This window comes from Pedobacter ginsengiterrae, assembly GCF_039537385.1.
Lineage (GTDB): Bacteria > Bacteroidota > Bacteroidia > Sphingobacteriales > Sphingobacteriaceae > Pedobacter > Pedobacter ginsengiterrae.
Genome location: NZ_BAABAK010000004.1, coordinates 132,894 through 146,743, shown reverse-complemented (window position 1 = coordinate 146,743; position 13,850 = coordinate 132,894). Strand labels below are relative to the sequence as shown.

General features: G+C 36.5%; 11 protein-coding genes. 5 read left to right on the top strand and 6 right to left on the bottom strand.

Features of this window, described 5'->3' with window-relative positions; translation table 11 throughout:
* Positions 1-336: 336 nt before the first annotated feature.
* Entirely contained in the window at positions 337-990 is a 654-nt protein-coding gene (locus tag ABD692_RS05360; protein ID WP_344765626.1) for a DUF1345 domain-containing protein, read from the bottom strand.
* Between the two features lie 8 nt (positions 991-998).
* Positions 999-1,781 carry an O-methyltransferase gene (locus tag ABD692_RS05355; protein WP_344765624.1) on the bottom strand — a complete coding sequence of 261 codons (783 nt, stop codon included), beginning with the start codon at positions 1,779-1,781 and terminating at the stop codon, positions 999-1,001.
* Between the two features lie 44 nt (positions 1,782-1,825).
* Here ABD692_RS05355 and ABD692_RS05350 point away from each other — a divergent pair, with 44 nt between their 5' ends.
* Positions 1,826-2,701 carry a transglutaminase-like domain-containing protein gene (locus ABD692_RS05350; protein WP_316761824.1) on the top strand — a complete coding sequence of 292 codons (876 nt, stop codon included), beginning with the start codon at positions 1,826-1,828 and terminating at the stop codon, positions 2,699-2,701.
* Between the two features lie 12 nt (positions 2,702-2,713).
* The gene (locus ABD692_RS05345) at positions 2,714-3,826 is read left to right on the top strand and encodes a glycoside hydrolase family 18 protein (RefSeq protein ID WP_344765621.1); all 1,113 of its coding nucleotides are present in this window, start codon (positions 2,714-2,716) and stop codon (positions 3,824-3,826) included.
* A 496-nt stretch (positions 3,827-4,322) separates the two neighbouring features.
* Here ABD692_RS05345 and ABD692_RS05340 read toward each other — a convergent pair whose 3' ends face one another.
* From ABD692_RS05340 to ABD692_RS05325, 4 genes are all read right to left on the bottom strand, one after another.
* Positions 4,323-5,231 (bottom strand): alpha/beta hydrolase, encoded by a 909-nt coding sequence (locus tag ABD692_RS05340; protein WP_344765619.1) that lies wholly within the window; start codon positions 5,229-5,231, stop codon positions 4,323-4,325.
* A gap of 14 nt (positions 5,232-5,245) precedes the next feature.
* Positions 5,246-6,320 (bottom strand): peptide chain release factor 2 gene (gene prfB / locus ABD692_RS05335; protein ID WP_316761831.1). Its coding sequence is split into 2 segments (ribosomal slippage): positions 5,246-6,259 and positions 6,261-6,320, totalling 1,074 coding nucleotides; the frame shifts between segments, so codons are not numbered across the junction.
* Positions 6,321-6,473: 153 nt separating this feature from the next.
* Entirely contained in the window at positions 6,474-7,778 is a 1,305-nt protein-coding gene (locus tag ABD692_RS05330) for an amidohydrolase (RefSeq protein WP_316761833.1), read from the bottom strand.
* A 69-nt stretch (positions 7,779-7,847) separates the two neighbouring features.
* Positions 7,848-8,360 (bottom strand): hypothetical protein, encoded by a 513-nt coding sequence (locus ABD692_RS05325; protein WP_344765616.1) that lies wholly within the window; start codon positions 8,358-8,360, stop codon positions 7,848-7,850.
* A gap of 158 nt (positions 8,361-8,518) precedes the next feature.
* On the opposite strand from ABD692_RS05325, the gene pgi reads away from it, so the two are divergent.
* From pgi to ABD692_RS05310, 3 genes are all read left to right on the top strand, one after another.
* Positions 8,519-10,165 (top strand): glucose-6-phosphate isomerase, encoded by a 1,647-nt coding sequence (gene pgi / locus ABD692_RS05320; protein ID WP_344765614.1) that lies wholly within the window; start codon positions 8,519-8,521, stop codon positions 10,163-10,165.
* Between the two features lie 163 nt (positions 10,166-10,328).
* On the top strand, positions 10,329-11,642 hold the full coding sequence (locus tag ABD692_RS05315; RefSeq protein WP_316761841.1) for a M16 family metallopeptidase: 1,314 nt from the start codon (positions 10,329-10,331) through the stop codon (positions 11,640-11,642).
* 30 nt (positions 11,643-11,672) lie between these two features.
* Complete coding sequence (locus tag ABD692_RS05310; RefSeq protein WP_344765612.1) at positions 11,673-13,754, top strand: M16 family metallopeptidase; 2,082 nt, start codon at positions 11,673-11,675, stop codon at positions 13,752-13,754.
* The last annotated feature ends 96 nt before the right edge of the window (positions 13,755-13,850 follow it).

The following is a 13,850-nucleotide window of genomic DNA, read 5'->3' as shown; positions in this document are numbered from 1 at the left end:
CGAAAGAACATGTAATTCTTCGCAGCTGTAGTCCTGCCATTTGCTATAGCCCTGGAAAAAACCAGGGGCTGCCACTTCTGTCCCGTAGGCTTGAGAAAGATTCTTCTACTGGTTGGTGCCTCAACAACCGAAAAATTAAGAGGCCTTATCCCGAAAAAAAAGGCAAAAGCCAAACTATGCGTATCATCTATCGGTTGGTGTCTCACTAACCGAAAAATTAAGAAGCCATCATCCCGAAAAAAGCCAAAAATCGAACTGTAGAAGCTAAACCTTTTAATAAGAAATCAATATATTAAAAGACTTATAACTGTGAGCGAGAAGATAAGTTAAAGCCAATTACTTACTTAAACCAGCAAGTGCGTTTATAGTTAACGCAACAATAACAGTATTAAAAATGAAAGCAATTAAACTATGCAAAAGTGAAAGTCTGCGGATTTTTCTGGAAGAAATCTCCACGTCGGAAACTTGAAAAGTCATCCCCAAAACAAACGAGAAATACGCAAAATCGATAAAATCAGGCTCATCGTTACCTGGAAAATCTAAACCAGAGCCTTTGTTTGTTTTGCTATCGCCATAATAAAGATGAGCGTATCTCATACCAAAAGTTGTATGAACCAAAAACCAAGATAAAAACATACCAGATATGGCGACAATAAGATCGATCGGTTCTATGTCTTTATTAATCAGCAATAAAATTACAGCTAGTAATCCTGCAAAAGTTGATATTAGCACGATTGCAAAAATTTCACTCCGTGTTTCATCCTGCATTTTTGCCTTTATATGTGTTTCGGCGGCCGAAGTATGAAAAAACATATACCAATGCAGGCTAATCAACAGGATGCAGAATACATCCCACCCTAACATAACATGGGTTAGCGTACCCATAGTGATAAAAAGCGAACCAAAATAAACAGTAATCCCTACAAAAAAGCTTAACAGCAAAATGCGCAATGCCGATAATTTTTGAATACCTTTTAATTTTGGTTCCATCTTAATGTTTAAATTTTCAGCTTAAAATGTTCTTTTGCCTGTCCTTTTTTGAAATAAACCAATCCAATCCAAAATAAATCGACGGTAATGGTAACGTCGGGATGATTTTTAATCTCTTCCCATGCCTCCTTCATCCCCTGGCTCCAATAAATATCATCAAAAATCAGCAATGAATCTTCAGTTATTTTGGGCAAGCACCATTTAAAATAATTCAAAGTTGCTTCTTTTCGATGGTTCCCATCAATGTATACAAAATCTAAAGTTGCTTGCTTCGCAATAATTTCTGGCAAAATTAAATCGAAGTTACCAACGTGCAAGTCTATATTATTTATGTCTAAATCTGTAAAATTTTTCTTTGCAACACCAGCAGTTTCAGGGCAACCTTCAATTGTAATAATTTCTGCATTAGGGCAAGCCTTCGATAAATAAGCAGAAGTAATACCCAGACAAGTACCCAGTTCGATAGCCGATTTTGGTTTAGTGTGTTCTGCTAATCGATAGATTAGCTGAGCTAGTTTTGGGCTTTTTAGTGCATTTTCAGCAATCTGACTAACTTTTTTTGTGCGGTTTTTATTTAAATGAGAGCCCGCACCAAGGTCTGTAACCGTGATTGTAGAATCGTCATTAAAAAGTTTTTTTCGCTGAGCTTCTATATTTTTATATTCAGATTTGTTGGTAAAATCGTAAATTACCTCGTCTGCTAGCTTGTAAACGAATGGTGAATGCGTTCCGTGCCGAGTTTTAGCAGTTAAACGGTGTTTTAGGTAGTCTGTAATAAATTGAATTATCATATATATTGCAAAAGTAATTAAACACCGCAAACGTTGTATATTTTATGGAAAATAACGCAGAGATAAGTGCCTTAGTTAAATTGCTTGATGATCCTGATGAAGAGGTTTACCACCATGTTGAGCAAAAACTGCTGGAATATGGCGGAGAAGTTATCAATTTCTTAGAAAATGCCTGGGAACAATCTTTTGATGGGCTCTTGCAAGAACGTATTGAAAATATCGTTCATCAAATTCAGTTTAAAACGGTTAAAGAAGATTTAAATCTGTGGCATTTAAGTGGCGCTTTTGATTTATTGCATGGTGCTTTGATTATTAATCGCTACCAATACCCCGATTTGGATGAACAAAAAATCATTATTCAGTTAGAAGACATTAAGCGTGAGATCTGGCTTGGCCTACAATATGAAATGAGTTCGGTTGAAAAGGTTAAACTGATCAACCATGTTTTATACCAGCAATTTGGCTTTGGCGGAAACACCAAAAATCATCACGATCCTCAAAACTCTTACCTGAATCAGGTTTTAGAAAGTAAAAAAGGAAATCAAATTTCGCTTGCCATAATTTATTCTACAATTGCTCAAAAACTCGATTTGCCAATTTATGGCATCAATTTACCCCAGCATTTCATATTGGGTTTTATTGATGAGAGTAAACAGGAAAGCACTGAGTATGGCGTTTTATTTTATATAAATGCATTTAATAAGGGCAATATTTTTGGCAAACATGATGTAGATCAATTTCTTCGCCAGTTAAATTTAGACCCAATGCCAGAGTATTATCGCCCTTGTACGAATACCGATATTATTCGACGTGTAATCAGAAATTTGATTTCGGCTTATGAGAATGCTGGAGCAACAGAAAAAGTTGCAGAACTTAATGAACTACAAGAGATTATAAAAGAAGAGCACAAACCAGAATAAACCCCATCGGAAATGCAAATTAAACTGAACAACGCCCTATTTATTCCAATAGTAATAATTTGCACCTTGCTATTTAGCTTAAATCTAAAGGCACAGAAAACAATTAAACCCAATGTTATTGCTTACTACACAGGCGGCGGCGGAACAGTGATCGATAGTTTCCCAGTTGAAAAAATTAGCCACCTGATTTACAGTTTTGGGCATTTAAAAGGCGATAGCTTAAATATCCATTCTGCTAAAGATTCTGCTTTAATTACCCGTATGGTTGGTTTAAAAAAACGTAATCCAGAATTAAAGGTTATGATTGCTATGGGCGGTTGGAGTGCCTGTCAAAATTGCTCTGAAGTTTTTAGTAGAAACGATGGTAGAAAAACTTTCGCAAAAACGACTAAAGACTTACTCGATTACTTTAATGCCGATGGTATAGATATCGACTGGGAATATCCTGCGGTAGTTGGTTATCCTGGGCATCGATATACCGAGGCGGATAAACAAAATTTCACTTTATTAATTAAAGAACTGAGGAAGAAATTGGGCAAGAAATCCGAAATCAGCTTCGCAGCTGGCGGCACAAAAAACTGTCTGGATTCTTGTTTTGAGTGGAGTAAGGTAATGCCTTTGGTAAATCGGGTTAATTTAATGAGTTACGACTTAGTTAGTGGATATGCTACAACAAGCGGGCATCATACACCGCTTTACAACTCGACCCAACAAGAACTTTCGGCAGATTACGCGATTAAAGTAATGAACAATTACGGTGTACCATCGAATAAAATTGCCCTTGGTGCTGCTTTTTACGCAAGAGTATTCGAAAATACAACGGATGCAAACCAGGGCTTATATCAACCAACTAAATTTATCAGGGGCGTTTCTTATAAAAACTTCAACACTAATTTTGCAGTAGAAAATGGCTTTAAATATTACTGGGATGACACTACAAAAGCACCCTATTATTATAATGCCACTACTAAAAATTTAGCAACATTTGATGACCCCAAATCGATAGATTTAAAAACAAAATATGTTATTAAAAATAAGCTTAATGGCATTATGTTTTGGGAATTAAGCGATGATGCTTACTCGAATGGTTTATTAGATGTTATAGATCGTACAATTAAAGAGTAGTATATCTTCAAGTCCAACAACATGCTTATTTGTTGGCACCTATATCAATGAACTGGCGAGTGAGTTAGATTAAGCTATAGGCAATTCGTAAAGCCTTTATTTTATACCTAATTAATACTTGAAGCAACTATCATTAATTATATTACACCTAAACTATAGTGTTTTATGAGTATTTGTTAACCCTTTGTTAACCCTCAGGGTAAGCATAGGGTTAATAAGGGGTTAACAAAGGGTTAAAAATGGGTACAGAAAGGGTAAACAAGGGGATAACAAATCTGCACCAAAGGGTTAACAAATTTAGAAGTATTACTTTTCTTTAATACATAACTCTTTAGCTTATAATTAAATGGATGAATTTGTTTCAGGGCTTTGATTTGATGAATATGCTGAAATAATTTCAGCATGGCCAATGAACGGATTGCGATCAAAAAAACAGAAAAAAAAGGTCAATTCCTGCTAAAGAAATTGACCCATTTTTATATTTTGAATCCGATGCTTAAAATTTATTTCTCTTCAGCCATTCAGCTAATAAATTAAACCAATCTACATCAGAGGTTTTATTTTTTAAGCCAAAGCCATGGCCACCTTGTTCGTAAAGATAGATTTCAGTTTTAACACCATGGCTTTTCAAAGCATCATTTAATAAAATACTGTTGGCCACTGGCACCGATTTGTCGTCTTTTGCATGAACCAAAAAAGTGGGTGGTGTTTTTTTATTTACATTTTGATCAGCAGAAAAATAATGCTTCAACTGCTCTCCAGGATTAGGGCCTAATAAATTTTTCATCGTTCCAGTATGTACCGATTGTTCGAAACTGATTACAGGGTAAATTAATGCAGCAAAATCAGGTCGAAGATTAATCTTTTCCGCATCCGTAATTTTAATATCGGTATAATGAGCTAATAAGGTAGAAGCCAAATGCCCTCCAGCCGAAAAACCCATTATGCCGATTTTATTTGATTTTATACGATACTTTTTCGCATTTTTTCTAACCAGGTAAATCGCTTGCTCCGCATCCTGTAAAAGTGCATAGGTTTTATCTACCATGATTTCATCACTTGGTAAACGATATTTTAAAACGAATGCGGTAACGCCAATTTCACTGAATCGTTTTGCAACATTATAACCTTCATGATCGATTGCAAGAATGCCATAACCACCACCAGGACAAATGATCACTGCCGTTCCATTTGGTTTGTCGGCCGATGGCGAAAATACCGTTAATGTTGGCGTAACTACCTTGCTTACTCTCGAAATTCCATCAGTACCTTTAACCGTTTCTTCAATATAGGTAGCAGAATTTTTAGCACCAGGAATAGCACCATCATAAAGCGGAATAACCTCCTGAGCTTTTAAAGAAACCGTTACCATAGTAAATAAGCTTAAGATAATTGATAATTTCATCGTGAATATTATTTTTAAAACTCCATTAAATACGCTTTTAAGAACTCGTCAATATCACCATCAAGCACCGCTTGTGGATTAGAGGTTTGATAATTTGTACGGTGGTCTTTTACACGTCGATCATCCAGAACATAACTTCTGATTTGCGAACCCCATTCAATTTTCTTTTTAGAACCTTCTATTGCAGCAATTTCTTCATTACGTTTTCTTTGCTCAATTTCGTAAAGCTGCGACTTTAATAAACGCAGTGCATTTTCCTTATTCTGTAATTGCGATCGCGATTCCTGATTTTTGATGATAATACCAGATGGTTTATGATATAAGCGAACGGCTGTTTCAACCTTGTTCACATTTTGACCACCTGCACCACCAGCTCTGAATGTTTCAAATTCAACATCGGCAGGATTGATGTAAATCTCTATGGTTTCATCAACCAAAGGATAAACATATACCGATGCAAAAGAGGTGTGCCTGCGGGCATTCGAATCGAAAGGTGAAATACGCACTAAGCGGTGAACGCCGTTTTCGCCCTTTAAATAGCCGTAAGAAAACTCACCGTCGAACTGTAAAGTAACGGTCTTTATACCTGCAATATCCCCTTCCTGGCTATCTTGCTCGGTAATTTTGTATCCATTCTTTTCGCCCCACATCATGTACATACGCATGAGCATATAGGCCCAATCGCAACTTTCAGTTCCACCTGCACCAGCCGTAATTTGCATTACCGCAGAAAGCTGATCTTCTTTTGTACGAAGCATATTTTTAAGCTCCAGATCGGCAACAGCTTGTTTGCTTAAATCAAATTGCTCTTGCAGTTCTTCTTCCGAAGCATCGCCAGATTGAAAAAAATCAAACATTACGGCTGCATCTTCTACCGCATTGTTTGTTTTTTCAAAACCATCCGTCCATTTTTTCTTTGAACTTATTTCTGCAAGAATTTTTTCTGCCTTTTTAGGATCATCCCAGAAATTGGGCGCCATTGTTAATTTTTCCTCTTCGCGAATAGCGTAAAGTAGCTCTTCGACGTCAAAGATGCCTCCTCAGAGACGTTATTCTGTCTCTTAAATCCTGTATTTGTTCTTTGGTCATAATGGCAAATGTAACCAATTAAAAATTTTATCTATTGTTATAATTAGATAGTTGTCGTTTTGAGCCTGTCTAAGACCTTTTAAATTACCAACAAGGCAGTTCGACAAACCCAATGTGACACTGTATTAAACAGCTTATTCACACTAATATTTTTTACTTTTTCATCGCCATATAATCCAAAGTTAGATTTGATAACAGCTTAACTCCCAAAACAAAACCACTTTCATCCAGGTAAAAATCTGGGGTATGGTGCGAAGGTGCTTTTAAAGGATCTTTTCCTTTAGGCATCCCCCCTAAAAACACAAATAAACCAGGGATTTTTTCCTGAAAGAAAGAAAAATCTTCTGCACCAGTTACAGGCGGTTTCAGTTTCACATGATCTTTTCCTGCTGTAGCTTGCATGCTTGGTAACATTTTTTCTGTTAAAGCCACATTATTAAAGGTTACGGGATAATGGTTGCTGTAAGGAATTTTAACTTCCGCCTTTCCACCACCTGCTTCGGCAGTTTTAATAGCAATGGTTTTAATCCTTTCGATAAACATCGCCTCATCTTCTTTGCTGAAGTTTCTAACGGTACCGAGCATTTCTACCTTTTCAGGTATGATGTTCGAACGAACACCCCCATTAATTGCACCGATGGTTACAACACCTGGGTTCTCTGTTACGTTTAAATTTCGACTAACTATAGTTTGAAGATTATTTACAATTTGTGCTGAAATTACTATCGGATCGATACTACTCCATGGATAAGCACCGTGGGCCTGGCGACCAGTAACCGTTATTTTCATATCATTTACCGCAGCCATTGTTCCGCCAGGGCGATAGGTTACATCGCCAACTTCTGTTTGCGAATTAATATGCAGGCCGAAAATGACATCAACTTTAGGATTTTCTAAAACGCCTTCTTTTATCATTAAAGCAGCTCCACCCTCTTCACCTGCAGAAACACCTTCTTCGGCTGGCTGGAAGATAAACTTCACAGTACCTGCTAAATCCTTCTGCATAGAGGCCAATACTTCTGCTACGCCCATTAAAATGGCTACGTGACTATCATGACCGCAAGCATGCATAACGCCAACTTCCTGCCCGTTATATTGTGTTTTTACTTTGGATGCGAAAGGAATATTAACACGTTCAGTAACAGGTAAGCCATCCATATCTGCTCTTAAAGCAACTACTGGTCCAGGTTTGCCCCCTTTTAAAATCCCAACAACTCCTGTTTTTGCTACACCTGTTGTAACTTTCAAACCTAATCCTTCTAAATGTTTTGCAATAATACCAGCCGTTCTAACTTCGTTATTGCCAAGTTCTGGGTGTTCGTGAAAATCTCTGCGCCAGGAAATCACTTTTTGCTCAATTGCATCCGCTTTTTTAGAAACGATTGGCTTTAAATCTGATTTTTGTGCAAAAGCACCTGAAGATATTACAAGAAGATAAAGAATGTAGATTTTTTTCATATTGGATAATTTCTTTAGTGGTTAAGTTATAAAAAAAGCCTTATGCAATGCATAAAGCTTTTAATTATTTTAGTTAAATAAGCCTTTTAGCTTATCCATAATCCCGCCCGATTCAGCCGTTTCACCAGCTTTAGCCTGGCCGCCACCATTAAACATTCCGATCACATCGCTAACATCGAATTTACCGTCGGAACCACCTGCAAGTTTTCCTAAAACATCTTGAATGTTAAAAGAACTATCATTTGGGTCGGCCGTTTTCTGCGTTAGTTTCCCTAAAATCACTGGAATTATCGATGCGGCTAAGCCTTTAGCTGTTTCTGCATTTATGCCTAATCCAGCCAATTTATCAGTGAAATTTCCAGCAGCTTGTGCCGTAACAGCCGAACCTTCGGTATTACCTGTATTAAAAATCTCTGCCAAGCCACCAACATTCCCCGATGATAACTGATCTTTAAGCGTGTCGAAAATAGAACCTGATGCCGCTTGAATTACTGCTTCATTTTGCTCATTTGGTACAGCAGCATTATTTACAACTGTTTCTTGTACGTTTGCACGTACTAATTCATTTAAGTTTTCTAACATAATTTCCTTAATTAATAATTACAAAACAGGATGCTCAAATTAACGGGATGTTATATGCAAGTTAACTGCTTTAAAAGAAATAATGAAATGAATTTTTTGAACATTAAAAAGACGATTTTAACTATTTGCTTTATTACTTTTACAAAAACGAAAAGATTATGTTACCAAAAATAAATTTTACAGAAACCGAAGCCTATAAATATTTGGCCGATCATTTTATAGATATTAACCAGAAAAGCATTAAAGATCTTTTCTCGGAAGATGCAGATCGTTTTAACAAATTTTCAGTTTTTTTTGAAGACATTTTATTGGATTACAGTAAAAACAGAATTACTGACGAAACTTTGGCTTTATTAATTCAACTTGCCCGCGAGTGTAAATTAGACGAAGCGATTAAATCTATGTACAATGGAGATAAAATCAACGAAACAGAAGATCGTTCGGTGCTTCACATCGCTTTGCGTAATTTAAGTAACACGCCAATTTTAGTAGATGGTAAAGATGTAATGCCAGATGTGAATGCTGTACTTGTTAAAATGGAGAAGTTTAGCAACAGTATTATCAGCGGCGAATGGAAAGGTTATACTGGAAAAGCAATCACCGATATTGTAAATATTGGAATCGGCGGTTCTGATTTAGGCCCAGTAATGGTTACTGAAGCTTTAAAGCATTATAAAAACCACTTAAATATTCATTTCGTTTCTAATATTGACGGAACCCATATTGCAGAAACACTTTCTGATTTAGATGCTGAAACTACTTTATTTTTAGTTGCATCGAAAACTTTTACTACACAGGAAACCATGACAAATGCGCATTCTGCACGTTCATGGTTTTTAGAAAAAGGTGGTAAAGAAAATGATATTGCAAAGCATTTCGCAGCCCTATCTACTAATGCAAAAGATGTTTCGGCATTTGGTATAGATACCGAAAATATGTTCGAATTCTGGGATTGGGTTGGCGGTCGTTACTCTTTATGGAGTGCCATTGGCCTATCTATCTCTTTGAGTATTGGTTTTGATAACTTTAAACAATTGCTTGCTGGTGCACACGCAACTGATAACCATTTTAAAACGGCAGAATTTGAGAGCAATCTACCTGTAATTTTAGGTTTATTAGGTGTTTGGTATATCAATTTCTACAATGCAGAAACGCAGGTTATTTTACCTTACGATCAATATATGCATCGCTTTGCAGCCTATTTCCAACAGGGCGATATGGAGAGTAACGGTAAACATGTAGATAGAAATGGTAATGAAGTAGATTATGAAACTGGCCCGATTATCTGGGGTGAACCAGGTACAAATGGTCAGCATGCATTTTATCAGCTAATTCACCAGGGTACGAGAATTATTCCTGCTGATTTTATTGCTCCTGCGCAAAGTTTAAACCCGCTTGGCGATCATCATCCAATTTTATTATCAAATTTCTTTGCTCAAACAGAAGCCTTAATGAATGGGAAAACCGATGAAGAGGTTTCATCAGAATTAAAGAAAGATGGCAAAAACGAAGGAGAAATTGCAAAACTTGCGCCATTTAAAGTTTTTGAAGGAAACAGACCAACCAATTCAATCTTGCTAAAAAAAGTTACGCCTTACACTTTAGGCAGTTTAGTTGCCATGTACGAGCATAAAATATTTGTTCAGGGGGTGATTTGGAATATTTTTAGTTTCGACCAATGGGGTGTAGAATTAGGCAAGCAATTAGCTAAGAAAATTTTACCTGAACTAGAAGGTGATGGAAAGGTTTCTAGCCACGACAGTTCAACCAATGGCCTAATTAACCAATATAAAGCCTGGAGATAATTAATAAATAAAAGCGAGCTAAACACTCGCTTTTTTTATTAGAATTATTACTTTAGCAAAAATCTCCTGCATGTTTAGTTTTCAACTCAAACAAACAATAACTTATTATTAAAAAACTAGATTCAGGGCAATGTTATGCCTGTTTTTAAAAACAAATTATCTAATGAAAAAAAGAATTCTTTTTGCTCTGGCCATTTCTGGTTTGTGCTTTAGTGCTTCGGCCCAGAAAGTGCAATTTACCGAATACGATTTGGACAACGGTCTTCATGTTATTTTACATCAAGACAAAACTGCTCCCGTTGTAGCTGTATCTGTTATGTACCATGTTGGTTCGAAAGATGAAGACACCACACGTACAGGTTTTGCTCACTTCTTCGAACACCTTTTATTTGAAGGCTCTAAAAACATTAAAAAAGGTGAGTTTATGAAACTGGTAAGTAGCAATGGCGGACAAAACAACGCTAACACGAGTCAGGATCGTACTTTTTATTACGAAGTTTTTCCGTCGAACCAATTGGAGTTAGGTTTGTGGTTAGAAAGCGAGCGTATGCTGCACCCAATTATTAATGAAGGTGGTGTTAAAACACAAAATGAAGTTGTTAAAGAAGAAAAGCGTTTACGTGTAGATAACTCGCCTTATGGTAAGTTTACAGAAAAAATATTTACGCACTTATTTGAAGGTCATCCTTACAGATGGCAGCCCATTGGCTCTATGGAGCATTTAGATGCGGCAAAGCTTGATGAGTTTATCGCATTCTTTAAAAAATATTATGTTCCAAATAATGCTGTTTTAACCATTACTGGCGATTTGGACATCGACAAAACAAAAGGATTGATTAAACAGTACTTCAGTGAGGTTCCAAAAGGTGCGCCAATTGTTAGAAAAGAGTTTATATTGCCAGAAATCAAAAAAGAAATTATTGATACGGCTTATGATGCAAACATCCAGATACCAGCAATTTTTGCAGCCTACCGAGTTCCTGGTATGAAAAGCAGAGAGAATAAGGTTTTGGGTATGATTAGCTCGATCCTATCAGGTGGTGGTAGCTCGAGATTAAGCACTAAAATGGTTGATGAAAAGAAAACTGCATTACAAGTTGCAGCATTTAATTACACGCTTGAAGATTACGGCGCTTACATCACTTTAGCACTCCCAAACAAGAATACGCCACTTAACGATTTGTTAAAGGATATTGATGAAGAAGTTTTACGCTTGCAAACGGATTTGATTAGTGAAAGCGATTATAAAAAACTACAAAATCAATTTGAAAATAGTTATGTAAGCGCTAACAGCAGAATGTTAGGTGTTGCAGAAAATTTAGCAAATGGTTATACTTTCCACAATAAGGATACCAATGATATTAACAAAGAGCTTGATGTTATTAAATCCATTACTCGCGAAGAAATCAGAGAGGTTGCTAAAAAATATCTAAACAAAAATCAAAGAATTGTTTTGTATTATTTACCAAAAAAATAACCGCAGTTTCATATTACATTATTTAAAAACATGAAAAAATTATTCATAATAGCTGCAGTTTCCTTATTAGCTCAAGGTATTTCAGCTCAAACAATAGATCGTAGCTATAAACCAAAACCTGGTCCAGCGCCAGTAATTACCATTGGCGACCCAGTTATTTATAAATTAGCTAACGGAATAACTGTTTTGGTGGTCGAAAACCATAAACTTCCAAAAGTATCTGCAAATTTTAGCATCGATGCTGGTCCGATTACAGAAGGTGCAAAAGCTGGCGTAATAAGTTTAATGGGTAGTATGTTAAACGAAGGAACCACAACTAAAACAAAGGCACAATTTGACGAAGCTGTAGATCAGCTTGGTGCCGATGTTAATGCCAGTTCAAACGGTGGTTCGGTATCTGCATTAACCCGCTACTTCAGCCCTGCGTTTTTGTTAATGGCAGAAAGTATTCGCCAGCCTTCGTTCCCTGCTGCGTCGTTCGAAAAACTTAAATCGCAAACAATTACGGGTTTAAAATCAAGCGAGAAAAGTGCAAAGGCAATTTCAACCCGCGTTGTTAATGCTTTAGCTTATGGAAAAAATCATCCAAATGGAGAATTTACTACTGAGGCTTCGGTAAACGGAATTACTTTAGACGATGTTAAAACTGCCTACAAGAAATACATAACACCATCGAGAGGTTATTTAACTTTTGTTGGTGATATTAAGCCTGAGGCTGCTAAAGCACTGGCAGAAAAAGCTTTCGGCGATTGGAAAGGTACAGCTTTAACTTTACCTGTTTTGGCAAAAGTTAGTAACCCAGCTAAAACAGAAGTTGATGTGGTTAATGTAAGTAACGCAGTTCAATCAGAAATTACAGTTACTAATCTTTTAGATTTACCATTAACCAGTCCTGATTATTTTGCTGTTCTATTGGCAAATCAAATTTTGGGTGGTGGTGCAGAGTCGAGGTTATTTATGAATCTTCGTGAGAAACATGGTTTTACATACGGCGCTTATGCAAGTACAGGATCTGGTCGTTTCCAATCGAAGTTTTCTGCTACGGCTGCCGTTAGAAATGAAAAAGTGGATAGTGCTGTTGTAGAGTTTCTAAAAGAGATAAATATTATTCGTACTGTAAAAGTTTCTGCCGAAGAGTTACAAAATGCTAAGAATCTTTACAACGGTTCATTTGCATTAGGTTTAGAAAATCCTGCCCGTACAGCTAGCTTCGCAAGCAATATCTTAATTAATGGTTTACCAAAAGATTTCTATCGTACTTATTTGCAAAAGCTAAATGCAGTAACTACTGATGATATTTTAAGAGTGGCTAAAAAATACTTTAACCATGATAACACCCGTGTTGTTGTTGTAGGTAAAACCGATGCCTTTGTGGCGGGTTTAACTAAAGCTGGTTTTACGGTTAATGCATACGATAATTATGCAACTCCAGTGTCGGCAACAGCAGCTACCGCAACAGCTCCAGCTAAATCTGCAAAAGATATAATTAACAGTTATATTACAGCTATTGGAGGCGAAACTGCCTTGAAAAAAGTTACTGCAATACAGCAAAGCGGAGAAATGGATATGCAAGGAAATAAATTAGGTGTTGCTTTTAAGAAAATGGCACCAAATTTAACTAGCATGGAAATGTCGATGGGCGGGCAAACCGTGGTTAAGCAAACTTTTAATGGTACCTCAGGTTATCAAATGCAGATGGGTCAGAAAGCCGAAATGAAAGCTGATGAAATTGCAGAAGCGAAAGCAGATAAAGGACTATTTAACCAATTGTTTTACACAACCGACGGCAGTAAACTTGAGGTTGCAGGCATAACAAAAGTTGGCACTGCAAATGCTTATAAGTTAGTGGTAACTTCGGCATCTGGTAAAAAGAAAACTGAATACTATGATGTAAACTCGGGATTGCTATTGAAAGAAGAAAGTACTACAACTAAACAGGGTACAGAAATTACACAATCAACAGAGTATGCTGATTACAAAAAAGTGGGCGATGTTTTGTTTCCTCATTCATTAGTTCAAAGCATTCAAACTGCTAAAGGCGGACAAGAATTCAATATTGTAATTAAAGAAATTAAGGTTAATCCAGCTTTACAAGCTTCAGATTTTAACTAAAATTATTTTTATATCGAAAGCCGTTCTGAATTAATTTTCAGAACGGCTTTTTTATGTCAAAACTTGAAAGTCCTGCATTAAAATTGGTTATATTTA